Annotated in this window: 24 protein-coding genes; 12 read left to right on the top strand and 12 right to left on the bottom strand. The window is 71.6% G+C overall.

Annotated features, from left to right (window positions below; genetic code table 11):
• Together AC5L3X_RS30335 and AC5L3X_RS30340 are read right to left on the bottom strand one after the other, a co-directional pair.
• On the bottom strand, nt 1-177 hold the full coding sequence (locus tag AC5L3X_RS30335) for a hypothetical protein (protein ID WP_494861501.1): 177 nt from the start codon (nt 175-177) through the stop codon (nt 1-3).
• Between the two features lie 131 nt (nt 178-308).
• Entirely contained in the window at nt 309-923 is a 615-nt protein-coding gene (locus tag AC5L3X_RS30340) for a TetR/AcrR family transcriptional regulator (RefSeq protein WP_494861502.1), read from the bottom strand.
• 118 nt (nt 924-1041) lie between these two features.
• Here AC5L3X_RS30340 and AC5L3X_RS30345 point away from each other — a divergent pair, with 118 nt between their 5' ends.
• Together AC5L3X_RS30345 and AC5L3X_RS30350 are read left to right on the top strand one after the other, a co-directional pair.
• The gene (locus AC5L3X_RS30345; protein ID WP_494861503.1) at nt 1042-1956 is read left to right on the top strand and encodes an NmrA family NAD(P)-binding protein; all 915 of its coding nucleotides are present in this window, start codon (nt 1042-1044) and stop codon (nt 1954-1956) included.
• Nucleotides 1957-2070: 114 nt separating this feature from the next.
• Nucleotides 2071-2280, top strand: coding sequence for a hypothetical protein (locus AC5L3X_RS30350; RefSeq protein ID WP_494861505.1), 210 nt, complete (start codon nt 2071-2073; stop codon nt 2278-2280).
• 25 nt (nt 2281-2305) lie between these two features.
• Here AC5L3X_RS30350 and AC5L3X_RS30355 read toward each other — a convergent pair whose 3' ends face one another.
• From AC5L3X_RS30355 to purB, 4 genes are all read right to left on the bottom strand, one after another.
• Nucleotides 2306-3166 (bottom strand): alpha/beta fold hydrolase, encoded by an 861-nt coding sequence (locus AC5L3X_RS30355; RefSeq protein ID WP_494861507.1) that lies wholly within the window; start codon nt 3164-3166, stop codon nt 2306-2308.
• A 188-nt stretch (nt 3167-3354) separates the two neighbouring features.
• Complete coding sequence (locus tag AC5L3X_RS30360; RefSeq protein ID WP_494861509.1) at nt 3355-4368, bottom strand: DUF4037 domain-containing protein; 1014 nt, start codon at nt 4366-4368, stop codon at nt 3355-3357.
• Nucleotides 4369-4496: 128 nt separating this feature from the next.
• Nucleotides 4497-5273, bottom strand: a complete 777-nt coding sequence (locus AC5L3X_RS30365; RefSeq protein WP_494861511.1) for a GNAT family N-acetyltransferase — start codon at nt 5271-5273, stop codon at nt 4497-4499.
• Nucleotides 5273-6703: an adenylosuccinate lyase gene (purB, locus tag AC5L3X_RS30370; RefSeq protein WP_494861512.1), complete on the bottom strand. Its 1431-nt coding sequence runs from the start codon at nt 6701-6703 to the stop codon at nt 5273-5275. Before purB ends, AC5L3X_RS30365 begins: the two co-directional genes overlap by 1 nt.
• Nucleotides 6704-6833: 130 nt before the next feature.
• Here purB and AC5L3X_RS30375 point away from each other — a divergent pair, with 130 nt between their 5' ends.
• Nucleotides 6834-7880 carry a class I SAM-dependent methyltransferase gene (locus AC5L3X_RS30375; protein WP_494861513.1) on the top strand — a complete coding sequence of 349 codons (1047 nt, stop codon included), beginning with the start codon at nt 6834-6836 and terminating at the stop codon, nt 7878-7880.
• Between the two features lie 270 nt (nt 7881-8150).
• On the top strand, nt 8151-9086 hold the full coding sequence (locus AC5L3X_RS30380; RefSeq protein ID WP_494861514.1) for a hypothetical protein: 936 nt from the start codon (nt 8151-8153) through the stop codon (nt 9084-9086).
• 32 nt (nt 9087-9118) lie between these two features.
• On the opposite strand, the gene AC5L3X_RS30385 is transcribed toward AC5L3X_RS30380, so the two are convergent.
• The 3 genes from AC5L3X_RS30385 to AC5L3X_RS30395 form a co-directional block, all read right to left on the bottom strand.
• Nucleotides 9119-10333, bottom strand: coding sequence for an RNA polymerase sigma factor (locus tag AC5L3X_RS30385; RefSeq protein WP_494861562.1), 1215 nt, complete (start codon nt 10331-10333; stop codon nt 9119-9121).
• 43 nt (nt 10334-10376) lie between these two features.
• A complete protein-coding gene (locus AC5L3X_RS30390) occupies nt 10377-10748 on the bottom strand; it encodes a YciI family protein (protein WP_494861515.1) in 372 nt (123 codons plus the stop codon).
• 381 nt (nt 10749-11129) lie between these two features.
• Nucleotides 11130-14402 carry an efflux RND transporter permease subunit gene (locus tag AC5L3X_RS30395; RefSeq protein ID WP_494861516.1) on the bottom strand — a complete coding sequence of 1091 codons (3273 nt, stop codon included), beginning with the start codon at nt 14400-14402 and terminating at the stop codon, nt 11130-11132.
• 97 nt (nt 14403-14499) lie between these two features.
• Here AC5L3X_RS30395 and AC5L3X_RS30400 point away from each other — a divergent pair, with 97 nt between their 5' ends.
• Nucleotides 14500-14976: a MarR family winged helix-turn-helix transcriptional regulator gene (locus AC5L3X_RS30400; RefSeq protein WP_494861517.1), complete on the top strand. Its 477-nt coding sequence runs from the start codon at nt 14500-14502 to the stop codon at nt 14974-14976.
• Nucleotides 14977-15002: 26 nt separating this feature from the next.
• On the opposite strand, the gene AC5L3X_RS30405 is transcribed toward AC5L3X_RS30400, so the two are convergent.
• On the bottom strand, nt 15003-17291 hold the full coding sequence (locus AC5L3X_RS30405; protein ID WP_494861518.1) for a HelD family protein: 2289 nt from the start codon (nt 17289-17291) through the stop codon (nt 15003-15005).
• A gap of 191 nt (nt 17292-17482) precedes the next feature.
• Here AC5L3X_RS30405 and AC5L3X_RS30410 point away from each other — a divergent pair, with 191 nt between their 5' ends.
• The 5 genes from AC5L3X_RS30410 to AC5L3X_RS30430 all read left to right on the top strand — a co-directional run bounded on the left by AC5L3X_RS30410 (nt 17483) and on the right by AC5L3X_RS30430 (nt 21637).
• Nucleotides 17483-18184: a CTP synthase C-terminal region-related (seleno)protein gene (locus AC5L3X_RS30410; protein WP_494861519.1), complete on the top strand. Its 702-nt coding sequence runs from the start codon at nt 17483-17485 to the stop codon at nt 18182-18184.
• Entirely contained in the window at nt 18181-19074 is an 894-nt protein-coding gene (locus AC5L3X_RS30415; protein ID WP_494861520.1) for a LysR family transcriptional regulator, read from the top strand. Before AC5L3X_RS30410 ends, AC5L3X_RS30415 begins: the two co-directional genes overlap by 4 nt.
• A 90-nt stretch (nt 19075-19164) precedes the next feature.
• The gene (locus tag AC5L3X_RS30420; protein ID WP_494861521.1) at nt 19165-20106 is read left to right on the top strand and encodes a sulfite exporter TauE/SafE family protein; all 942 of its coding nucleotides are present in this window, start codon (nt 19165-19167) and stop codon (nt 20104-20106) included.
• 145 nt (nt 20107-20251) lie between these two features.
• Nucleotides 20252-20665 carry an RrF2 family transcriptional regulator gene (locus tag AC5L3X_RS30425; protein ID WP_494861522.1) on the top strand — a complete coding sequence of 138 codons (414 nt, stop codon included), beginning with the start codon at nt 20252-20254 and terminating at the stop codon, nt 20663-20665.
• 210 nt (nt 20666-20875) lie between these two features.
• Nucleotides 20876-21637 carry an SDR family NAD(P)-dependent oxidoreductase gene (locus AC5L3X_RS30430; RefSeq protein WP_189122801.1) on the top strand — a complete coding sequence of 254 codons (762 nt, stop codon included), beginning with the start codon at nt 20876-20878 and terminating at the stop codon, nt 21635-21637.
• Nucleotides 21638-21696: 59 nt separating this feature from the next.
• Here the strand turns inward: AC5L3X_RS30430 and AC5L3X_RS30435 are convergent, their stop codons facing one another.
• Nucleotides 21697-22176, bottom strand: coding sequence for a pyridoxamine 5'-phosphate oxidase family protein (locus AC5L3X_RS30435; protein WP_494861524.1), 480 nt, complete (start codon nt 22174-22176; stop codon nt 21697-21699).
• A 204-nt stretch (nt 22177-22380) separates the two neighbouring features.
• On the opposite strand from AC5L3X_RS30435, the gene AC5L3X_RS30440 reads away from it, so the two are divergent.
• Nucleotides 22381-23199: a nucleotidyltransferase domain-containing protein gene (locus tag AC5L3X_RS30440; protein ID WP_494861526.1), complete on the top strand. Its 819-nt coding sequence runs from the start codon at nt 22381-22383 to the stop codon at nt 23197-23199.
• 74 nt (nt 23200-23273) lie between these two features.
• The gene (locus tag AC5L3X_RS30445; RefSeq protein WP_494861527.1) at nt 23274-24401 is read left to right on the top strand and encodes a S1 family peptidase; all 1128 of its coding nucleotides are present in this window, start codon (nt 23274-23276) and stop codon (nt 24399-24401) included.
• Here AC5L3X_RS30445 and AC5L3X_RS30450 read toward each other — a convergent pair.
• Complete coding sequence (locus AC5L3X_RS30450; protein ID WP_494861528.1) at nt 24382-25029, bottom strand: PadR family transcriptional regulator; 648 nt, start codon at nt 25027-25029, stop codon at nt 24382-24384. The two genes, AC5L3X_RS30445 and AC5L3X_RS30450, sit on opposite strands and share 20 nt — an antisense overlap.
• Nucleotides 25030-25063 lie beyond the last annotated feature (34 nt).

A 25063-nucleotide genomic window follows, 5' to 3' on the forward strand; every position in this document is an offset into this window, starting at 1 on the left:
TCATCGGGAGTGATGGTCGCGCATTGTGACGACGCTGGTGGCGGCGGCGTGGCAGGCGCCGCGGCCGTCGGCGCGGGCGACGATCCGGCCGGCCTCCACCCGGACGGCGACCTCGGTGCCGTCGCCGACGGCGGGCACTCCGGCCGCTGCCGCCACCTCGCCGGAGGCGTCGTGCACGACCCGCAGGCCAGGCCAGGCGCAGGAGGGGAACGCCTGGCGCAGGCAACCGACACACCTCGGCGACGACGAGCCGCGCCAGCGGGGCGAGCTCGTCGGGCGAGCCGGTGACCAGCACGGCGGTGTCTGTGTCACATCTTTCGACCCGCCGTTTCTCCTGCAGGGTGCACTCCGGTGAGCGCAAGGGTGAGCAGCCGGTCGGCCTGGGCCGCGCCGTCGGGTTCCTGCTCAACGGCCAGGCAGATGGCGTTGACAAGTTTGAGCAGGTCCGTGATCGAGACATCGGGCCGTGCGGCGTTCGCCCGGCATGCGCGGGCCAGCAAGTCCGCTCCGGCGTTGGTGATCATCGTGTGGCAGGTGGCGCCCAGGGCCGGATCGCCGTTGCGGGCTCCCCCCATCAGTGAGGCGGCCAGGCCCCGGTTGGACACGGCGTGCCTGGCGACGGCTCCGAGCCAGCTCGCCAGCGCCCGTCCGGGGTCGGGGTCGGCGGCCAGGTCGGCAGCAGTGGCGCACAGGGCCTCGACCTTGTCCCGGAAGACGGCCTCCAGCAGTTGCTGCCGGGAGGGGAAGTGGCGGTGCAGCGTGGCCGAGCCGACGTCGGCGCGCCGGGCGATCTCCTCCAGTGACGCCTCGGCTCCGTGCTCGGCGACGGCCTCGGCGGCCGCGGCCAGGATGCGGTCGTAGTTGCGGCGTGCGTCCGCGCGCATCGGACGCGTGGGCGCGGTCGCACGGCTGTCAGGCGGCATGTGCTCTCCGGCGGGCTTGCAAAAACGGGGTGGTCCTCCATATCGTACTCACCCAGAACCGGAGGGCCACCCCACTTAGGTGGGTGGCCGCCGCATGCCTACCTTCTGGAGACACATCGTGAAGACCATCGTGGTGGAGGGGGCGACCGGCCTGCAGGGCCGGGCCGTGACAGCACGACTGCTCGCCGACGGCTGGCAGGTACGGGCGGTGACGCGCGATCCGGCCGCTGCGCCGGCCCGGGCGCTGGCGCAGGCGGGCGCCGAGGTTGTCCGCGCCGAGATGGACAACCTCGCCTCGCTCGTCGCAGCGGCCGAGGGCGCCTACGGCCTGTACAGCGTGCAGCCCACCGTCGGTTCCCCGGGCACTCCGCCGGGCTTCTCGGCCGAGGACGAGGTCCGCTGGGGCCGCAACGTCGCCGACGCGGCGCACGCCGCCGACGTGCGCCACCTGGTCTACGCCTCGCTCGCCGGCGCCGGCCGCCACAACACCGAGAAACTGCCGAGCAACACGATCAACAAGTGGCGGATCGAACAGCATATCACCCGGCTGGGCCTGCCCGCGACCTTCTTGCGCCCGGTCTCCTTCATGGAGAACTACACCGGCGCCTACCACCTGCACGACGGCACCGTGGCCACCGCGTTCGCCGCTGACGTGCCCCAGCAGGTCATGGCCGTCGACGACGTCGGCGCCTTCGCCGCGTTGGCCTTCGCCCAGCCGGGCGAGTGGATCGGGCGCGCGGTCGACCTGGCCGGGGACGAACTGACCCCGCGCCAGATCGCCGCGGCCATCTCCGAAGCCGTCGGCCGGCCGCTGCCGTACGTCCAGATCCCGATCGAGGCGATCGCGCAGATCGGCGAGGAGTTCGCCTTCGCCTATACCTGGCTCAACGAACGCGGCTACCGCGCCGACGTCCCCTTCACCCGCGTGCTGCACCCCGGCCTGATGGACCTGCGCACCTGGCTGCAGCGGACGGGAGCGGCCCAGATCGCCGGCTTCCTGGCCGCCCAGGACACTGCCAAGCAGGACCGATGAGCACGCTCGGCCTCGGACGGGTCGGCATCTGGGCGGGCGAGATGGACCGCTCTATCCCGCCCTCGCCATGCGTCAGGCGGCCGCCGCCATCGAGGGCCTCGGCTATCCGGCCCTGTGGTTTCCCGAGACGACCGGCCGCGAGGCGATGACCCAGGCCGCTCTCTCGGGCCGCAAGCGCTGCTGGCGGTCACCCAGCTCGTTGTCCTGGACTCATCCCGCGCCCGCGCGGCCGAGCCGGCCCGGGCCTACGCGGCCGCCGCCCTGCCCAACCGGCTCGCGCCGCTGCGCGACCTGGGACAGGAGCTTGCCGCACAGGTGCTGTGAGCGAGCTCCTGATCAACACCCACGCTCACGGCGTCAGAGCGGAGGCCAGAAAGTCGCGCAGCGCGGCGGTCACCTCGACGGGACGTTCCAGCGGGGGCAGGTGGCCGGTCTCCGGCAGGTCGACGCGGCGCGCACCCGGGATGCCCGCCGCCAGCAGCCCGGACACCTCCTGGATGCCCGGCACGTCCGCCAGCCCGTTGATCACCAGGGTGGGCGCGGCCACCTCACCCAGCCGGCCGGCCGCCGGCGGATCGAGCTGCCGCTCGACGGCAGGCGGGCCGCTCCACTCGCGGCGGAACACCTCCCGGCACATCTCCACCGCGGCCTCCCACACCTCGTCGGCCAGATCGGCCCGGCCCCGGTCGGGACCGGCCACCTGCCACAACGTGTGAGCCCGGGCGATGGCCAGCGTGTCAGCCGGATCAACCCGGCCCGCGGACCCGTCGCGATAGCGGGCCAGCCGGTCGGCCGGCACCGCGCCGTGCACCCGTTGGCCCGCCTGGGCCAGCATCTCCGGCGGCCACGAGTGCCCCGACAGGCCGGAACAGATGAGCACCAGCCCCGCCACCCGCTCCGGCGCCACGAGCGCGGACTCCAGAGCGTAGGCGCCACCCATCGACGAGCCCACCAGCACCGCCCGCCGCACGCCCAGCGCGTCGAGCACCGCCAGCAGATCCTCGTGATGGCACACCCACTCGCCGGGATCACCCGACTCGCCGTGGCCGCGCCAGTCATAGCGGATCACCCGGTGCCGCCGCGACAGCTCCCGGAACTGGTGCTCCCACATGCGCCGATCGGCCACCCCGGCATGCGAGAACACCACCGCCACGTCACCGCCAGGCCCCGCCTCGTCGTACCCGAGCCCCAACGTGTCGATCATCGCCATGCGCGCACCGTACCGCCGGAAAGTCGGCGGCAGGCGGCACGTTCGCCACGAGCACACCTCGCTCGCCACCCCCGCGAGACCGCCGGCCCGGACCACGCCCGCGACCACTCACCGAGACCGGCCACAACACCCGCCCGGCGACCACTCCCCGCGCCGCAGGCGGCGCCCCCGCCCCGCCCAAACCCGGCTCACGCCCCGAGACCGAGAGCGGCCGCCGTGACCGCGCGCGCCCGCGACGGCGCCATCAGCAGATCCACCGAATCCGACACCTGGTCCACGTTCCCCACCAACGGCAACGCCCTGACCACCGGATCCGACACCGCCTCCAGCAACGCCCGCGCGAACCGGTCACCCCCGATCACCTGGAACGGCCGATCGTGGAAACCACGCACCCGCTCATCCAGCCGCTCCGCCAGCGCCACCCGGTTCTGCATCGCCGCCACCCGCCCGTACGCCGCCGCCAGACCACTCTCCCGAGCCCGCCACGACCGCGCCGCCAACGCCGACCCCAACGCCTCCCCCAGCTCCGCCGACCCCGGCAACCGCGCCAGCGCACTACCGAGCCACTTCGCGTACGGCGGATAACGCCGCCGCAACAACAACGCCAGCCGCATCACCTCACGCGCCAGCCGCGCCGCCACCACCGCCGACCCCAGCTCGTCACCCACCTCCCCGCACCGCCCAGGAAACGGCTCCTCCTGCGCGATGCGCCGCCACTGACACGCCAACACATACCGCCACACGTCAGCCGGATACCACCGCAACGCCGCCCGGACCTTCTCCAACCGGCCCAGCCCATCGTGGAAGACCTCACCCCCGGTCACCTCGGCCAGGCTCTGCCACGGCACCGACAACCAGTCGAGCAGCGAAATCCCCCCGCCGCCCTCCGGATCGAACCCGAGCCGCCCCTCCAGCCACACCCCCAGATCCGCCACCTCGACCCCCGGCCGCACCACCCCGTGATAGTCGAACACCGTCTCAAAACCGCGAAACCGGCCAGGCAGCCCCGCCACCACCCTCGCCTCCACGGCCTCCACCGCCTCCGGCGCCGTGAACACCAGCACCCGCGGACCCCAGTCATGGTCGGCCGAACGCCCCGTGTCGAACGCCAGCACCTCAGACCCCGGCCCGATCAACGCGGCACTGTGCGGCACACCGGCCACCAGCGGCGCCACCACCTCGGCGTAGAACGCGCGGGACAACTCAATACCAGGCACAAAATCGGACATCACACCGCCCACTGTGCCTGACGCCCTCCGCAACCTCACCCGAATTAATCCCCCGAACCGTTCGACCCGGGCTCAACGGCACAGAAGGACAGCGAACAGGCTCAGCGGAGCCGCGACGACCTCACCGGAACCCGCCCGTACCCGATCCGCTCGTACACCCCGATCGCCGACGGATTGTCGTCATCCACCATCAGCGCCACCCGCCCATGCGCCGCCACCAGCTCACCCGACACCCACCGGCACACCCGCTCGGCCAGCCCCCGCCCCCGCCAGGCCACCGCCGTCGCCACCCCCGCCACCAACCCCACCGACGGAGCACTCCACGCATCGGCCGCCACCGCCACCAACCGCCCCTCCACCCGCACCCCGGCCCACCGCCGCACCCCGGCCCCGCCCGGCACCGCGTACGACCGCGGCGCCGCCTCCGCCAGCAACGCCGCCACCTCCCCATCGACCTCCGGCCCCAGCCACCCCACCTCACCCACAGCCGCGGCAACACCGGACCCGGCCCCACCCGCACGCACCACACCGCCACCACGCGTGAACGACCCGCCGGGCAGGCTCATCCACGAGAACGCCCCCGAGACCTCCAGCCCCTCGACCTTCGACGCCACCTCGGCCACCAGCTCAGCCCCGCCCAGCGGCCGGAACGACGGCCCCACCTCCGCCAGCGCGTACCGCACCAGCTCCACCGCGTCCGCCACGCCGCCCCACACCGCCAGCCGGTCACCCCGCGCCACCCCCGGCGCCGCCGCCACCACCGCGTCACCCAGCGCCCACGCCCGAGCCCCGCCCGTCAGCCCCTGCGCCACCCACACCAGCAGATCGTCATCACCACACGCCGCCCGCACCCGGTCCGGCGAGGTCAGCTCACGCATCACAAAATCGCGCCCGGACGGTAGACGGCCGCCTCCGGATACGCCGCCACCAGCTCACCCACCTGCTGCGACACCGCCTCCACCTGATCAGCAGCCGCCCCCGTGAACGACACCCGATCAGCCAGCAACCCCTCCAACGCCGCCCGATCCAGCGGGAACCGCTCATCGGCCGCCAGCCGGTCCAGCAACTCGTTGGCCACCCCACGCGACCGCATCGCCAGCGCCGACGCCACCGCGTGCTCCTTGATCAGCTCATGCGCCTGCTCACGGCCCACACCCGCCCGCACCGCCGCCATCAGCATCTTCGTCGTCGCCAGGAACGGCAGGTAACGATCGAGCTCCGCCGCGATCACCGCGGGGAACGCCCCGAACTCGTCCAGCACCGTCAACATCGTCTCCACCAGACCGTCGAAGGCGAAGAACGCGTCCGGCAACGCCACCCGGCGCACCACCGAACACGACACGTCACCCTCGTTCCACTGGTCACCCGCCAGCTCCCCCACCATCGAGGCGTAACCCCGCAACACCACCGCCAGCCCGTTGACCCGCTCGCACGACCGGGTGTTCATCTTGTGCGGCATCGCCGACGAGCCGACCTGCCCCTCCTTGAACCCCTCCGTCACCAGCTCGTGCCCCGCCATCAACCGGATCGTCTTGGCCAGCGACGACGGCGCCGCCGCCAGCTGCACCAACGCCGACACCACCTCGAAGTCCAGCGACCGCGGATAGACCTGCCCCACACTCGTCAACCGCCGCTCGAACCCCAGATGCGCCGCCACCCGCCCCTCCAGCTCGGCCAGCTTGCCGCGATCACCGCCCAGCAGGTCCAGCATGTCCTGCGCGGTGCCCACCGGCCCCTTGACCCCCCGCAACGGATAGCGCCCGACCAGCTCCTCCAGCCGCCGGAACCCCACCAGCAGCTCGTCGGCCGCCGACGCGAACCGCTTGCCCAGCGTCGTCGCCTGCGCCGCCACATTGTGCGAACGGCCCGCCACCACCGTCGCCTCGTGCTCCTCCGCCAGCGACGCCAGCCGCGCCAGCAACGCCACCACCCGATCACGCACCAGCAGCAGGCTGTCACGCACCTGCAACTGCTCGACGTTCTCCGTCAGGTCACGCGAGGTCATCCCCTTGTGCACCTGCTCATGCCCGGCCAGCGCGTTGAACTCCTCGATGCGCGCCTTCACGTCGTGCCGGGTCACCCGCTCCCGCGCCGCGATCGACTCCAGATCGACCCGCTCGACCACCTTCTCGTAGTCGGCCACCGCGCCCTCGGGCACCGCCACGCCCAGCTCCGCCTGCGCCCGCAACACCGCCAGCCACAACCGGCGCTCCGCCACCACCTTGTACTCGGGCGACCACAACCGGGCCAGCTCCGGCGAGGCATAACGAGCGGCCAGGACATCAGGGATACGCGGCTTCGAAGTCACGTCGGACAAGTCTATTCACCCGGCTCCACCCGCACCGCACCAGGCCCGCGACCGGATCGGCCGCCCGTCAGGCCCCACCCCGATCGGGGTATGACCGGCAACGAGCACACCCGGGGGAAAGAGGACGGCGATGGACAACGACCAGGTGAACGCCTTCATGGAACGGTTCGTGACCGACCTGGCGGCGACCGACGCCGCCGGCTCCGTCGTGATCGGTCACCGGCTCGGCCTCTACCGCGCGCTCACCCGAGGACCCGCGACCCCGGAGGAGTTCGCCGAACGCACCGGATGCCACCCGCGCTACCTCACCGAATGGCTGCGCGGCCAGGCCGCCGGCGGCTACGTCGACCACGATCCCCGAACCGGCCGATTCTCCCTGACCGAGGAACAGGCGTTCTGCCTGGCCGACCCCGACGGCCCCAACGTGCCGGCGGCCTTCCTCATCGCCCTGGGCATGCTGCGCGCCGAACCACGCATCACCGAGGCGTTCCGCACCGGCGCCGGCGTCGGCTGGCACGAACACCACGAGGACGTCTTCATCGGATGCGACGCCTTCTTCCGGCCCGGCTACGCCGCCGCGCTGGTCCCGGACTGGATCCCCGCCCTGGACGGCGTCGACGCCAAGCTCACCGCCGGCGCCCGGGTCGCCGACGTCGGCTGCGGCCTCGGCTCCTCGTCCATCCTGCTCGCCGAGGCCTACCCGCGCACCACGGTCACCGGCTTCGACTACCACGCCGAGTCGATCGCGCGGGCCCGCGCGCGGGCCGCCGAAAAAGGGCTCACCGACCGGGTCGGCTTCGAGGTGGCCACCGCGCAGACGTTCACCGGCGCCGACGTCGACCTGGTGACCATGTTCGACTGCCTGCATGACATGGGAGACCCGCTCGCAGCGGCCCGGCGGGTACACGAGGCACTGGCTCCGGACGGCACGTGGCTCCTGGTGGAACCGTTCGCCTCCGACCGGGTCGAGGAGAACTTCACCCCCATAGGGCGGCTGTACTACAGCGCCTCCACGTTCCTGTGCGTCCCCAACGGGCTGTCCCAGCCGGGCGGGTACGCGCTCGGCGCGCAGGCCGGTGAGGCCGCGATCCACGAGGTGATGACGGACGCGGGCTTCACCCGGTTCCGGCGGGCCGCGCAGACCCCGTTCAACCTGGTCTACGAGATCCGGCGGTGACCCCTCCTCCGCCAGTGGCGGAACCAGCCGGCCATCAGCCCGTCGGACCGGGCATTTGATTCCGGGCGGCATTGGTGAATGGTTGTGGTTGTTCTGTCGGTGTATGTAATTTGCATAAACGACATGTCCTTTACAATGTAGATTCTTTCCTGCGCTATTCCGCCACACCCTCTGACTGGCTCATCAAGTATTTTCCAATCGCTTGATGAGCGAACGAGCGCACGGTGAAACCTCAACCGAGCACCTGGGACAGCAGGGGGAAACGAACACATGGAACAGACGTTCCTCACACCGCTCCAGTCCGGCGACACCAAGCTGCTGACCGCGAAACTCTTCCTCGACGAGCTGATCGCGTGGACCGACGCCAACCTCGACACGATCACGGGCTGGTGGGCCAACCCGGGAGAGGGCTGGGAGGACTCGCTGAGAACCGCCTTCACGCTGCACCTGCAGAAGAAGTACCTCTGGGCCGACCTGGGAGCTCCGCAGACGCGCAACGTCTACCCCACCGCGAAAATGGCCTGCGACTGGGTGCTCAACGGCACCGTCGCCGCCCGCGCCTCCGACAAGGTCATCGTCGAGGTGAAGGTCCAGACGATCGACGCGGCGAAGAACTTCAGAAGCAACTTCGAAAACGACATCGAGAAACTCGACAAGGTCGACACGGCCTACGCCGACTGCCTTCGGCTGGCCATCGGGGTCTTCTTCACCAGAGATTACGACCCGAACCAGAAGAAGTCCGCTCCCAAACCGAAAAAGGCTCACGAGCCCATGGAGTCCGCCGGCACCTCGCAGGGCTTCACGAAATGGCTCAACGCGTTCCACCACGTCTACTTCTCCGACACCTACAATCCGGACCCGCGGAAGCCGGGATCGGTGACCGCGACCCGGGTGCGCAAGGCCGGAGCGATCCACAGCGACAAGGGCGGCGAGGGCATCGTCAGAGCTGAGGGCGTCCCGCTGACGGACGAGGACGTCAGCGAGCTCGGCATCGTCTGGGCCCTGCTCCCCTCGAAGAACGAACTGCTGAGGCGCAAGCAGGCGGAGAAGGAGGCCCAGGAGAAGGCGGCGCAGGAGAAGAGGGGAAAGTCGGAGAAGAGGACGAGAGAGGAGACGGATTCGGATCAGGGAGAGGGGTCGAGTTCCTCCGACTCGGTGTTCGAGAAGAAGCGGCCGACCAAGCGGGCCAACACCACCGACAAATGATCGACCGGCGCTCGTGCACCGGCCTGGAGAAGTCAGCTCAGCGTGGCCGCCTTGCGCAGCAGCACTGAGCGTTCGCGCTGGTTGGCGCACAGCCGGGCCGCCAGCTCCAACTCGGCACGTGCCTCCGGTCGCCGGCCGAGTCGGGCCAGCAGCTCACCGCGTACGGTCGGGACCAGATGCGAACCGGGGAGCCTGTCCGAAGCGATCAGCTCGTCCACGATGGCCAGGGCTTGCGCCGGGCCCGAGGCCATGGCCACGGCGACCGCCCGGTTGAGCTCGACCACCGGCGAGGGCGCGACCCGGCCGAGCGCCTCGTAGAGCAGCACGATCCGGTCCCAGTCGGTCGCCTCGACCGAGGACGCCGACGCGTGGGTGGCGGCGATCGCGGCCTGCAGGCCGTAGGGGCCGAGACCACGAGCCGACGCCTTCGCCAGCGCGGCCAGCCCACGGCGGATCGCCGAGAAGTCCCACAGCCGCCGGTCCTGGTCCTTAAGCAGGACCGGCGAACCGTCCGGGCCGGTCCGGGCCGGGAAACGCGCGGCCGTCAGCTCGCACAACGCGAGCAGGCCGTGCACCTCGGGCTCGTCCGGCTGCAGCGCGGCCAGCGTACGGGCCAGCCGGATCGCCTCGTACGCGACGTCGGGCCGCAGCAGCCGGTCGCCCGACGTGGCCGTCGACCCCTCGGTGAAGATCACGTAGAGGACACTCAGCACGCCGCCCAGCCGCTCCCGGCGCTCGGCGGCCGGCGGCAGCTCGAACGGCACCCCGGCCGCCGCGATCGTCTTCTTGCCCCGGGTGATGCGGGCCTGCACGGTCGGCACGGGTACGAGGAACGCGCGGGCGATCTCCTCGCTCGACAGACCGCCGACCACGCGCAGGGTCAGCGCCACCCGGGCCTCCGGGGAGAGCACCGGATGGCAGCTGACGAACATCAGCGCCAGCACGTCGTCGTCGATCTTGTCGGGATCGATGTCGTCATCGACCACCGAGCCGGCCGCCAGCAGGGCATATCGGTCCTGAAGGGCGGTCCGGCGGCGGATCGCGTCGATCGCCCGCCGCCGGGCCGTGGCCATCAGCCAGCCAGCCGGATTCGCCGGAGAGGCGAGCGGCCACGACACCAGCGCCTCGGCCACCGCCTCCTGGGCCGCGTCCTCGGCCAGCCCGAAATCACCGGTGAACCGGGTCAGCGCGGCGACGATCCGTGCCGACTCGATCCGCCAGACGGCCTCGACATCGGCCGTACCCATCAGATCGGGCCGATGCTCTCGCACCCGGCCCAGTCCTTGATGATCACTCGCCGACCTGCGGGACCTCGTCGCTCCCCGGCACCCGCCGGACCTCGATCTTGGCCCCGGGGGCCGCCGGGACCCGCTTGGCCCACTCGACCGCCTCCTGTCCCGAGGCGACGTCGAGCAGGAAGAAGCCCCCGAACAGTTCCTTGGTCTCGCCGTACGGACCGTCCGTGACCACCGGGACCTCGCCGCTGAAATCGACCACAACGCTCCGGCCCGGATCGTCCAGCCCTTCCGCCGCGAGGAGAACACCGGCCTTGACCATCTCCTCGATGAACTGGTGGGTCGAGGCCATCATCTCGTCGATGTCGGCCATCATGGCCGCGTTCGACTCGTCGGTGCCCCGCATGATCAGCATGTACTTCGGCATCGCGCTCTCCTCGTCCGGCGAGGCCGCCTCTCGGCCCTCGCACCCACACGTCGAACGAGCGGCCCACGGATCGACACGGCCCCGGAGAAATCTCTCGCCGCGACGCGGCCGATCCCTCCGGCCCGCGTTTCGCCCGTCAGAGCGGCCCCTGAGCGATGGCTGACGCGGACGCCCTGCTGATCAGAAAGCCTATCTTCGCAATTGCCCGGCGATCGCGGCGATGGGGGAAATGATGTGAATCTGGACCTCGCGGGCCACAAGTACGGCCGACGGCCTGGGCCTGTAGCGCGCGAAGAAGCCCTCGCCATCCTGTGATGGCGAGGGCTCGCTCATGGAGCGCGGGATGTGGTAACCCGCCGGGCGGCTGACGCCTCGATGGGGTCAGGCCGGCTGACCGGCCAGGCTCTCCTTCCCAGCGCCGTCCACGTCCGGGCTGGACGGCGCACCGGCACCGGGACCGCGCCGCAGCCGCTCCTTCGCCCGCTCCACCATGACGTACAGCGTCGGCACCAGCACCAGCGTCAGCAACGTCGACGTCACCAGCCCGCCGATCACCACGATCGCCAGCGGCTGCGAGATGAACCCGCCCGACCCCGTCACACCCAACGCCATCGGCGTCAGCGCGCAGATCGTGGCCACCGCCGTCATCAGGATCGGCCGCAACCTGCGACGGCCGCCCTCGATCACCGCCTCCACGACCCCCATCCCCTGATCCCGATACTGGTTGATCAGGTCGATCAGCACGATCGCGTTCGTCACCACGATCCCGATCAGCATCAACATGCCGATCAACGCCGGCACGCCCATCGCCGTGTCCGTCACGACCAGCAGCCCCACCGCGCCCGTCGCCGCGAACGGGATCGACACCAGCAGGATCAACGGCTGCACGAAACTCCGGAACGTCGCCACCATGATCATGAACACGATCGCGATCGCCGCCAGCATCGCCAGCCCCAGATCCGCGAACGCCTCCTCCTGGTCCGCCGACGCGCCACCGATCTCGTACGACGCGCCGCCGCCCAGCGCCAGCCCCTTCAGCCGGTCGGTCAGCGACTGCGTCACGCTGCCCAGGTCACTGCTCGTCGTCTTGGCCGACACCGTCGCCGAACGGGCGCCGTCGATCCGCGTCACCTGCGTCGGCCCGCCGACCTGCTTCACCTCGGCCACCGACGACAGCTTCACCAGCCCCGAGGCCGTCGGCAACGACAGCGCCCCGATCTCCTTGACGTCGGCCGGCGCCACTCCGCTGCGCAGCACCAGATCACTCGCCCGGCCGTCCAGCGTCACCTGGCCCAGCGGCGCCCCGCGGAACGCCTGCGCCACCGCCTGACCGATCTGCGCCTCCGACAGTCCCTTCTCGGCCGCCTTCGCCCGATCGACCCGCACCTCCACACGCGGCGCGCTCGTCTCCAGGTTGGACGACACGTCACGCAGGCCGGACACCTGACCCATCTCCGACGCGACCGTCTCCGCGGCCGTCCGCAGCGCCGCGAGGTCCGGCGCCTTCACGATCACCTGCACGGTGTCCGTGGCGAACCCGCCGCCCTGCATGCCGCCGACCTGCACCTCGCCGACGTTCGACAGCCCGGCCAGCCGGTCGCGCAACGCCTGCTCCACCGCCGGCGTGTCGGCGTCCTCCGCGACCGTCACCGAGTACGACGCCCGATCCGCGCTGCCACCGGCGCCACCCATCATGGCGTTGCCGCCACCCACGGTCACCTGGTAGGACTCCACCCCGTCGAGGTCCGCCAGCACGCCCTCCACCTGCTGGGCCGCCTTGTCGGTGGTCGCCAGGTCGGTGCCGGCCGGCATCCGCTGGCTCACCGAGATCGTGTCCTGCCCTGAGGAGTCCAGGAAGTTCGTCTGCAGCTGCCCGGCCAAGCCCATCGTGCCGACGAACACCGCCAGCCCGATCAGCACCGTCACCAGCTTGAACCGCGTCGCGAACCGCAACACCGGCAGGTACGCCCGCTGCAACGGACTGCGCAGCTCCTTCGCCTCCGCCTGGGCGCGCTGCGCCCGCGCCTCCTCCGGCGTCAGCTCCGGCGCCTTCAGGAACCAGTACGCCAGCACCGGCACCACCGTCAGCGACACCAGCAGCGACGCCAGCAGCGCCACCGCCACCGTGATCGCGAACGGCGAGAACAGCTCGCCCACCATCCCGCCGACCACCGCTATCGGCGCGAACACCGCCACCGTCGTCAGCGTCGACGCCGTCACCGCGCCCGACACCTCGCGCACCCCGGTCAGGATGGCCGCGCGCTTCTCCTCGCCGTAGCCGAGGTGCCGTTTGATGTTCTCCAGCACCACGATCGAGTCGTCCACCACCCGGCCGATCGCGATCGTCATCGCGCCCAGCGTCAGCATGTTCAGCGAGTGGTCGCCCACCCACAATGCGATCAACGCGATCACCACCGACAGCGGGATCGACACCGCCGTCACCACCGTCGAACGCACCGACAGCAGGAACACCAGGATGACCAGCACCGCGAACGCGAGCCCCAGCAGCCCCTCGGTGGTCAGGTCCTCGATCGACTTCTCCACGTACGGCGCCTGGTCGAACACCACCTCCACCGCCCTGTCCGACGAGTCGCCCAGCGCCTTGGTCAGCTCGGGCAGCTTGTCGCGCACCTCGTGCGAGATGGTCACCGCGTTGCCGTCCGGCGACATCGTCACCGACACGCCGAGGCTCGTCTTGCCGCCGGTCCGCGTGATCGTGGTCGGCTCCGCCAGGGCGCGCTCCACCGTGGCGACATCACCGAGCTTGACCGGCTTCAACGCCCGCTGCACGGTCTGCGGCTGACCCGCCTGCGGCTGCCCCGTCTGCGGCTGCCCCGTCTGCGGCTGACCCGCCTGCGGCTGGCCGGTCTGCGGCCTGCCCGGCTGGGGCTGCGCCGGCTGGGCCTGCGGCTGCGCGGGCGTCAGGTACAGCGCCTTCAGCTTGGCGATCGAATCGACCCGGGCGCCCACCTGCACGGTCAGCGACTTGCCGTCGGCGGTCAGCGTGCCCGCCGGGATCGGGGTGCCGTTCGCCTTCAGCGCCTCGGGGATCTGCGCCGGAGACACGCCCGCCAGCGCCATCTTCCCGAGGTCGGGCGTGATGGTCACGACCTCCTCGCGGGTGCCGGTGACCGCGACCTCCCGCACACCCTCGATCGCCTGCAACTCCGGCACCATGGTCTGGCGCAGCTTGTCCGCCATCGCGCGCGGATCGCCACCGTCGCCCACCGCCAGCACCATCACCGGGATGTCGTCGGTGCTGCCCGCCACGACCTGCGGCTCAACCCCCGCCGGCAAGCGACCCTGGAGCCGGCTCACGGCCTGCTGCATCTTGCTGATCGACGACTCGATGTCCGTGCCGTACTCGAAGGCCACCTGGATCTGCGCCAGGCCCTCCTGGGACGTCGAAGTGGTCTGCTCCAGGCCGGCGATGCCCTGGAAGGACTCTTCCAGCGGGGCGGTGACCTGCTCCTCCACGATCTCCGGTGAGGCGCCGGGATAGGGTGCCACCACGAACGCCCCGGGAAACTCCAGCGACGGCAGCAACTGCTGTTTCAACTGCGGGATCGTGAACGCGCCGAACGCGGTGATCACGACCGCGATCAGGATCACGAGGCTGCGGTTGGCGAGGCTCAACCGGGCGAATGCGGTCATCAGGGTCCTTCCGAGAGTTCGGCCCAGACTAACACTTCGCCTCATACGAATATTTAGCCTCACCCGATCTTCCTGATAACCTTCTCAGGAACGAGAGGTGAGCGTGAAGAACGAACGCGATGACCTGATCCACCGGATCACAGAAGCCCAGCGTGGCCTCGGCCGGGCCTTCGCCCAGCACCAGTCCCCTCTTTTCGCCTCCAACCTCACGATGCGCCAGCTGAAGGTCGTCATGCTCCTGTCGATCCACGGCTCGGCCTCCGGCCAGGAGCTCGCCACCGGCCTCGGCGTCGGCCTCGGCACGGTCACCGGCATCGTCGACCGCCTCGTCGGCCAAGGCCTGGTGAGCAGGCACGAGGACCCGCACGACCGGCGCGTACGCCGCGTCGAGCTGACCGACGCCGGCCTCAGGCTCATGGAGGAGATCAACGACGCCGGCCTGGAGCAGTACAACCTCATCATGCGGCATCTCGACCTCGACACCCTGCGCGCCCTCGACATGGTGCTCGGCCGTATCTGCGCCGTGGCCGACGAGCTCTTCGGCCCGTCGAGAGGTTCGGGTTGTGGTGGCTGAGAGGGTGAATCACCCGCCCAGGGCCTTTACTTTGTAGATTTCTGGGTCAGGCGGGACAGGACGCCGGGCAGGTCACCGTCATGGACGACCGTCAGGCGCCTGGTCGCCCTCGTCACCGCCACGTACAGATCCTGGCCGCCCATCGGCGACTGGCCGAGGATGCCCGCCGGGTCCACCACCAGCACCGCGTCGAACTCCAGGCCCTTGGCCTGGGTCACCGTCAGCGCCACCACGGCCGCGTCGAGGTCGTGCCCGGGAAACAGCGCCGCCACCTCGGCGTGCCGCGCGTCCGAGGTGATCACGCCGATCTTGCCCTCCCCGACGGCGGCGAGCTCCTCCCGCACCAGCGCCGGCAGCTCGGCCACCCCGCCCCGCACGGCCCGCGGCTCCGATCCCCCCTCCCGTACCGACTCCGGAGGCATCTGACCGGGATCCACCGCCCGCAGCACGTCGGCCGCCACCCGCATGATCTCCACCGGCGTGCGGTAGTTGACCAGCAGCCGTTCCTCCCGCCACCGGCCGGCCAGGTGCGGATCCAGCACCTCGCCCCACGACCGGGCGCCCGCCGCCGACCCCGTCTGCGCCAGGTCGCCCACCACGGTCAGCGAACGCGCGGGCACCCGGCGCATGACCATCCGCCAGGCCATCGGCGACAGCTCCTGCGCCTCGTCCACGATCACGTGCCCGTACGCCCACGTGCGGTCGGCCGCCGCCCGGTCCGCGGTGGTCAGGTCGTCATCCGGACCGGCATGGCGGGCCGCCAGCCGGTCGGCCTCGCCGAAGATGCCCTCCTCCAGCAGCCCGGTCGTCTCCAGCACCTCCCGCGCGAAGAGTTCCTGCTCCTCCCACTCGGCCCGCGCCCGCCTGCTCGCCGCACGATGGGCCGAGTCGTCCTCGCCCAGCAGCTCGGCCGCCTCGTCCAGCAGCGGCACGTCGCCCACCGTCCAGCCGGCGTCCGCCGGCCGTACCAGGGCCCGCCAGTCCAGGCCCGGAGGCGAGACCTGCCGGAGCGTCTCGGGCGCGGCCAGCAGCTCGCTGACCAGCCGGCGCGGCGTCAGCTCCGGCCACAGCCCGTCGACCGCCCGCCGCACCTCCGGCAGCTCCCAAAGGCGGCGGCTCGCCAGCTCGATGTCCAGCTCGTCCAGGTCGCCCTCCAGGTCGAGCGGCTCGGCCAGCTCGGGGTCCTCCAGCTCCATCTCCTCCAGCCGCAGCGCCCCCTCCAGGGCCCGCGCCTCGGCCAGGGCCAGCTCCTTGAGCAGCTCGGTGACGTACAGCTTGCGCGCCATGTTGTGCCGCAGCCGCACCGCCCGAGCCCGCTCGCGCAGCCGCGCGCACGTCTCGTGAGGCACCCGCAGGACCAGGCCGTCGAGCTCCACCTCCAAATCGCCGGCGGGCACCCGCTGGCGCTCCCGCACCGCCCCCGCCATCACCTCGGCCATCCGCGGATCGCCCTTGACCACGGCGGTACGCGGCTCGTCGGCGGCCGTCGCCCGCACTCCCGGGAACAGCTCGCCCACCGTCGACATCACCACCTGCGTCTCCCCCAGCGCCGGCAGCACCTGGCCGATGTAGCGCAGGAACATCGCGTTCGGCCCCACCACCAGCACGCCGCGCCGCTCCAGCGTGTCGCGGTGGGTGTAGAGCAGGTACGCGGCCCGGTGCAGCGCCGCCACCGTCTTGCCGGTGCCGGGGCCACCCTGCACCACCAGCGCCCCCTGCCACGAGGCCCGGATCACCCGGTCCTGCTCGGTCTGGATGGTGGCCACCACGTCGCCCATCCGTCCCGTGCGGCCGCGCCGCAGCGCCGCCAGCAGCGCCGCCTCCCCCACCAGCGTGCGCCGGTCGCCGTCGCTCATCCGCTCCAGGTCGAACACCTCGTCGTCCAGCCCCACCACCGCGCGGTCACGCAGATGCAGGTGGCGGCGGCGCACCAGCCCGCCCGGATCGCCCGCCGTGGCGACGTAGAACGGGCGGGCGGCCGGCGCCCGCCAGTCGATCAGCACCGACTCGTACTCGTCGTCGCGCAGCCCGATCCGCCCGATGTAGACGGTCTGCCCCGCCGCGTCGTCGACGCGGCCGAAGCACAGGCCGCGCTCGACGGCGTTGAGCTGCGCCAGCCGGCGGGCCTGCTCACCCGCCACCGCGTCGCGCTCCAGCCTGGCCTGGCGCGTGCCGCCCGCTCCGCCGCCGCCGTGCGCGCGGGCCAGCGCCGCCTCGGCCCGTGACCGCGCCAGGTCGAGCCGGCCGTAGAGCATCGACACGGTCTCCTGCTCGACGTCAAGGGCCTCGGCCAGAACTTCTTGACGATTAGTCATTAGGTGATATACTCCTAACGGGTGACGTGTGGAAGCTCTTTGATTTGCGTCCAAGCAGAAGAGCTTACTCCTGTCGCGCGCCTCCGGGCAAGCCTCGTCCCGTGAGCCCGTCCCGGCATGAGGAGACGCTCATACCGGGGAGCGTCGTCCGGCATTGGCGCCAGGGTCCGCATGCCGCGATAGTCGGCTTCATGCGCTCCCGCCTGACCGTCGCACTCGTCGGCGACCACGACCCCACATTCCCTCCGCACACCGCCACGGAGGACGCCCTGCGCCACGCCGCCGAACACCTCGGCGTCCGCGTGGACGCCCGCTGGGTGCCGACTCTCCCCCTGGAGACCGACCTCTCCCCCGTACGGTCCGCCGACGCCGTCTGGTGCGTCCCCGGCAGCCCGTACCAGAGCCTCGACGGGGCGGTGCGCGCGCTGCGGCACGCCCGCGAGCACCGCCTGCCCACGCTGGGCACGTGCGGCGGCTGCCAGCACATGGTGATCGAGTACGCGCGCGGCGTGCTGGGCTTCGCCGACGCCCAGCACGCCGAGTACGACCCCTACGCCTCGCGCCTGTTCGTCACCGAGCTCGCCTGCTCGCTCAAGGGCGCCACCATGCCGGTCGCGCTCGTGCCCGGCTCCACCGCCGCCACCCTGTACGGCGAGAACACGACCGAGGAGCAGTACTACTGCGACTTCGGCCTCAACCCCGAGTACCAGCGGGCCCTGCACGACGGCGGCCTGCGGGTGAGCGGCACCGACGCCGACGGCGAGGCCCGCGTCCTCGAACTGCCCGGCCACCCCTTCTACCTGGCCACGCTGTTCGTCCCCCAGGCCCGCTCGCTGCCCGGCAGGCCGCACCCGCTGATCACCGGCTTCCTGCGGGCGGCACTCGCCCGATGACGTTCAGCCAGCTCCGCGTCCTGGTGGCGGTCGCCCGCACCGGCAACATGACCCGCGCCGCCGCCGAGCTCGCCACCACCCAGTCGGCGGTGAGCCACGCTCTGCGCCTGCTGGAGAGCGAACTCGGCCTGACCCTGTTCACCAGGAACACCCACGGGGTGACGCCCACCGACGCCGGTCGCGCCGTCACCCGCCGGGCCGTGCTCGTCCTGGCCCAGCTCGACGCCCTCGAACAGGAGGCGGCCACCGCCCGCGGCGAGTCCCTGGGCCGGCTGCGCGTCGGCGTCATCCCCAGCGCGAACGCCTCGCTGCTGCCGCGCGTGCTGCGCGCCTTCACCACCGCCCACCCCGGCGCGCCCCTGACCGTCCTGGAGGGCTCGGACGAGGAGGTGCTGGACTGGCTGGTGACCGGTGCGGTCGACGTGGCCACCCTCACCACCGTCGCACCGGGGGCGGCCACCACGCCGTTCGCCCGCGACCGGATGCTCGCCATCCTGCCCGCCGCCCACCGGCTGAGCTCCCGGCCCTCCGTCGCGGTGACCGACCTGGCGCGTCACCCGTTCATCATGTCCACGGGCGGGTGCGAGCCGCTGATCATCGACCTCGTACGGCGGGCCGGCGCGTCCCTGCGCTGCCACTACCGGGTCCGCGACACCGGCAGCATCCTCGCCATGGTCGCCGAGGACCTCGGTGTGTCGATCGTCCCCGAGCTGGCCCTGCCCGCCCGCACCACGGGCGTCTGCGCGATCCCGCTCGAACCGGAGGAGACCCGGACCATCCTGCTCGGCCTGCCGGAGGCCGGGGCGGCCTCGCCCATGGCCACCGCCTTCGCCGCCCTCGCCCTGGAGCAGGTGCCTCCCGCCCACCGCTGCCACGGAGATCGGCCGTAGTGGATGGTGAACCGTGGCTTGACGAACCCCCCTTACCTGATACACGCTATTCCCACTCGACATAGTAGGAAAAGAAGGAAAGGTGGACCCTTGCGCGCGCTCGTCCTGCTCGGTCTGGTCGGCTTCGCCGCCCAGCTCGTCGACGGCAGCCTAGGCATGGCCTACGGCGTGACGTCCACGACCCTCCTGCTGGCCATCGGCACCAACCCGGCCGCCGCGTCGGCCACCGTCCACCTCGCCGAGATCGGCACCACCCTCGCCTCCGGCGTCTCCCACTGGCGCTTCGACAACATCGACTGGAAAGTCGTCGCCAAGATCGGCATCCCCGGAGCCGTCGGCGCCTTCGCCGGAGCCACCTTCCTGTCCAGCCTCTCCACCGACGTGGCCGCCCCGGTCATGTCGCTCATCCTGCTGGCGCTCGGGGTCTACATCCTCATCCGTTTCACCGCCTTCGGCCTGCCCAAGGGCAACCTGGGCAAGCCGCTGCGCAAGCGCTTCCTCGGCCCGCTGGGCCTGGTCGCCGGCTTCGTCGACGCCACCGGAGGCGGCGGCTGGGGCCCCGTCGGCACGCCCGCCATCCTGGCCAGCGGCCGCCTGGCACCCCGCAAGGTCATCGGCTCGATCGACGCCAGCGAGTTCCTCGTCGCCATCGCCGCCAGCGTCGGCTTCTTCGTCGGCATTGGCTCGGAGAACATCGACTTCTCCTGGGTCGCCGTCCTGCTCCTCGGCGGCGTCATCGCCGCGCCCATCGCCGCCTGGCTCGTGCGCCACATCCCGCCGCGCATCCTCGGCTCCGCCGTGGGCGGCGTCATCATCCTGACCAACGTCCGCACCCTGCTGCGCTCCGACTGGATCGACGCCCCTGGCAACGTGCAGACCATCGCCTACATCACCATCGCCGTCATCTGGGCCGGCGCGATCGCCATCTCGGTCCGCGCCTACCGCCGCGCCAAGGCCGAGGAGTCCGTCGAGGCGGTCGAGGCCGAGCTGCGAGCCCGCCGCGGCGAGGAGGAGACGACGTCCGCATCCTGAAGCCGCCCGTGAACGCACGTCACCCGGTCCCGGCCGCCCCGAGCAGCCGGGACCGGCCTCGTCGGAACACCCGGCCGGGACGCCACTCCATCCGGCCCGCGGCGACCGGCCCCGCCGCCCTTCCGTCCCGGCGCCGGCCCGCCGCATGATGCGCATCTCCGCCCGTACGCACTACGCCCTGCGGGCCATGGTGGTGCTCGCCGCCACCGACGGCCCCGTACGCGCCGAACACATCTCGGCCAGCCAGGACATCCCCCGCCGCTTCTGCGACGACATCCTGCTCCAGCTCCGCCGCTCCGGACTGATCAACAGCCAGCGCGGCCCCGACGGGGGCTACTGGCTGGCCCGCCCGGCGGAGAAGATCTCCCTGGCCGACGTGATCCGCGTGACCGAAGGCGTCGAGACCGGCGTGGGCCACTTCCCCGGCGTCGCCCGCCCGCTCGCCGAGGTGTGGGACGAGATCCGCCAGTACGAGAACGCCCTGCTCAGCGAGATCACCCTGGCCCACATCGTGGCCACCGCCACCGACCCCTCACCGACCGACCTTGGACCTAACTGACGCCGGACCCGACCGACCTGGACCCGACCGACCTGGACCCCACTGACGCCGGACCCCGGCAGACCCTGGACGCGCACGGGCCCGCGCCTGCCCCACCTGCGCCACGCGCGCCCATGGGCGGCCATGGGCGGCCCATGCCGGGCAGCACGGAGCCCATGGGCTGATCCCGGCCGAACGCGGCGCGGATCACGCCTGCTAGCTTGGCGAGCCGTGTCTGCCTATCTTCGCGAACTCTTCTCCCTGCACGGCCGCCGCGCCCTGGTGACCGGCGGCAGCTCGGGCATCGGCTACGCCATCGCCGAGGCGATCGGCCGCGCGGGCGCCGACGTGGTGATCGTCGCCCGCCGGCCGGGCGAGCTCGACCAGGCCACCGAACGGCTGCGCCGCCATGGCGTGACCGCCTCCAGCATCAGCGCCGACCTGGGCCGGCGCGACGCCGTCAAGCATGTCTGCGAGGTCGCCGGCGAGATCGACATCCTGGTCAACGACGCCGCCAACAACATCCGCAAACCCATGGCCGAGCTCACCGAGGACGACTACGAGCAGACCGTCGCCGTCAACCTGACCGCGCCCTACCTGCTCGGCCAGCACTTCGGGCCGCGCATGGCCGAACGCGGCTGGGGCCGCATCATCAACCTAGGCTCGCAGCAGAGCGTCAGCGCCTTCGGCGACAGCGGCGTCTACGGGGTGTCCAAGGCCGCCGTCGCCGGGCTGACCCGCTCGCAGGCGGAGGCCTGGTCGGCACGGGGCGTCTGCGTAAACACGATCATCCCCGGGTTCATCCTGACCCCGCTCACCGAAGCGGCCCAGGCGGTGCCGGGACGCGTCGAGCAACTGGCCGCCCGTCACATGAGCGGCCGCAACGGCGTGCCCGCCGATTTCGCCGGCGCCGCGGTGTTCCTGGCCGGCGATGCCTCCGCCTTCGTCACCGGCCAGATGTTGTTCGTCGACGGAGGTTTTTTCGTGCACTAGAACGTGCTCGAACCGCCTGCAGGGCGTGCTCGAACCGCCGAGCGCCTTTACAATGTAGATTACTTACGATGGACCTGCCGGACCCCCGCTCCCTCGTGCCACGCGTCGATGACCAGTTCGTCGCCCTGCACGTGGGTCCACACCACCTCGGACAGCTCGACCCTGAACAGGTGCGCGTCACTGTCCGGCAGGTCGAACGAGGCCAGCAGCTCCCCGTCGGTGACCTCCACCGCGCGCCCGGCCAGCTTGACGTCGCCCCTCCAGGCCGACGGGTCGCCCTCGCCGGGGTCGTCGGAGGTGACGTGCAGTGCCATCCGCGGGTCGCGCCGCAGGTCGAGGGCCTTGACCGACCTCGGCATCGACCCCATCCACAGATCGCCGTCGCGGAACTGCGACTCGGTGCCGCTCACCCGCGGCGACCCGTCCTTGCGCAGGGTGGCCAGCACCTTGTGCCGGTGATCGTCCATCAGCGCCCGCGCGACCTTCGCCAGCTCCGGCGCCTGCCGCTCGAATTCCTGCCACGAAACCATGGTCGTCATCCTGTCCTCCGCCACCGACAGAAACCCGGCCCCCGCCCTATACAAAGGAGACGACGGTCCTGCCGGCGCTGGGCGGACGTCGCTCCGACCACGACGGCTCTCCTCGACGGCGCTGAGATCGACGCCGCTAAGATCGACGGCACCTGACCGCCGAGCTCGCCCGCCGGTCCCCCACCGGACAGGAAGACCCCGAACAGGAAGCCCATGGACGACGCGAGACTGGAGGCGCTCGCCCGGGAGCTCGCCGGGATCCCCTCGGTGGTGGCCGTGGTGCTCGGCGGCAGCCGGGCACGCGGCACGCACCGCCCCGACTCCGACTACGACCTCGGGCTCTACTACCGCGGCGAGCTCGACGTCGCGGCACTCCGGGCCGTGGCCGTGCGGCACGCGGGCGACCAGGCGGAGCTGACGGAGCCGGGCGGCTGGGGGCCCTGGGTCGACGGCGGCGGCTGGCTGACCATCGACGGCGCGCGGGTCGACTGGATCTACCGCGACCTCGACCGCGTCCACCGGGTCTGGGCCGACTGCCAGGCGGGCCGCTACGAGATCGGCGTCCAGGCCGGGCACCCCCTGGGCTTCTACTCGCACGCCTACGCCGGCGAGGTGGCGCTCTGCCGGGTGCTCGCCGACCCCGGCGGGGGGCTCACCGAGCTGCGCGAGCGCATGCGGGCCTACCCGGCCGCGCTGGGCGACGCGCTCGTGCGCGGGTTGTGGGAGGCGCACTTCTCCGTACGCCTCGCCTCGTACGGGGCGTCGGGCCGGGACCCCGTGTACGCCGCCGGCTGCCTCTTCCGGGCCGTCGGCGTGGCCTGCCAGGCCCTGCACGGTCACGTGGGCCGCTGGCTGGTCAACGAGAAGGGCATGGTGGCCTCGGCCGGGCGGCTGCCCGGCGCCCCGCGCGACTTCGCGGCCCGCGCCGGAGAGGTGCTCGGCCGGGTCGGCGGCTCCTCGGAGGAGATCGGGCAGGCCGTGGCGGCGGCGGGCGTCCTGATGGAGGATGTGCGGCGGTCCATAACTCCGTAATAGGGATTTTTTGGTATCTAGGGCGAATTTTGCCCAGCGGTTAACTTGACAGCACCCCCCACAAAGGAGCGCACATGTCGAGTAAGCGCTGGGCACTGGCAGGCGCCACCATCGTGGCCGTCTGCCTGGCCACCCCCCTCAGCCCCGCCGCCGCCTCCGAGCCTCCGTCCCAGTCCGCCGACACGGCGCCGCCCACCATGGTGGACGCCCTCGAACGCGACCTGGGGCTGTCCGAGCAGCAGGCCGTCACCCGCCTGGCCAACGAGCAGCGCGCCGCGGCGACCGAGGCCCGGCTGTCCACCACCCTCGGCGCGTCCTACGGCGGCTCCTGGCTGAACGCCGACGCCTCCAAGCTCATGGTCGCCACCACCGACCCCGCCGCCGCGCCCGGCATCGAGGCGCAGGGCGGCCAGCCGATCGTCGTCGCCCGGACGCTCACCCAGCTGAACTCCGTCAAGGACCAGCTCGACCGGGCGCCGGAGCAGGCCAAGGCCGGCGCGGCCCTCTGGTACGCCGACGTGACCACCAACAGCGTCGTCATCCAGGCTCCCACGCAGCAGGCCGGCGACGCCCTGGCCGCCGCCGCGGGCGTGGACGGCAAGGCGGTCCGCGTGGTCGTCAGCGCCGAGAGCCCCCAGACGTACATCAACCTCATCGGCGGCGCCGCCTACTACATCGGCTCCAGCCGGTGCAGCATCGGCTTCTCCGTCACCCGTGGCAGCACCCCCGGCTTCGTCACCGCGGGCCACTGCCGCCTGGCCGGCTCCACGACCACCAACCCGTCCGGCACCTTCCAGGGTGCGTCGTTCCCGGGCAACGACTACGCGTGGGTCGCCACTCCGGGCCACACCCCGCAGCCGTGGGTACGCGGCTCCGGCGGCTCGACCGTGATCGTGCGCGGGTCCACGCAGGCCTCCGTCGGCGCGTCGATCTGCCGCTCCGGCTCGACCACCGGCTGGCGCTGCGGCGTCATCCAGCAGCACAACGCCACCGTCAGGTATTCGCAGGGCACGGTGACCGGCCTCACCCGCACCAGCGCGTGCGCGCAGCCCGGTGACTCCGGCGGCTCGTTCATCTCCGGCAGCCAGGCCCAGGGCGTGACCTCGGGCGGATCGGGCAACTGCTCCATCGGCGGCACCACCTACCACCAGCCGGTCAACGAGATCCTCGGCGCGTACGGGCTCACCCTGCGTGTCGGTTGACCCGGCCCATCCCAGCCGCAGCGCGCCCGGCCACCTCCGGGCGCGCTGCGCCGCGTTCTCCGCGAACCCCGGCCGCGCCGTTTCGCCGGTCGAGGAGTCGCAGGACGGTCGTGGCCCAGCGCAGGTTCGCCTGCTCGTAGGCACGCCCTCCCATCAGCGTCAGGTACGGCCCGACCCGCTCCGCCTCACGCAGGAACTCCTCCTCGTCGCGGCCCTGGAGCAGGTCGTCCCTGAGGCGGTCGTACAGGGCCAGCTTGACCCGTGACCGCTCCATTCGCTCGGTCAGGGCCTTCATGACCGCTTCCACGTCACCCGTGTCCACGGCCTGCAGCTTGACCAGGAGGTCGTCGCGCATCGCCGTGGGCCGGGCGGCCCGGGCGGTGAACGCGTGGAGTTCGTCACGCCCGGCGTCCGTGAGCGTGTAGACGCGCTTGTTCGGCCGGCGGGCCTGCTCGACGACGCGCCCGCTCACCAGGCCGGCGCTTTCTAGCTGCTCCAGCTCGCGGTAGATCTGCTGCGGTGTGGCCGACCAGAAGTTGGCGACCGACACGTCGAAGCGCTTGGCGAGCTGGTAGCCCGAGGCCTCGCCCTCCAGGAGAGCGGTGAGTGCCGCGTGGCGCAACGTCATCTGGTCAACCTCCCTTGTCCGTGGTTAGTATCCT

The sequence above is a fragment of the Nonomuraea sp. CX421 genome, from assembly GCF_059358955.1.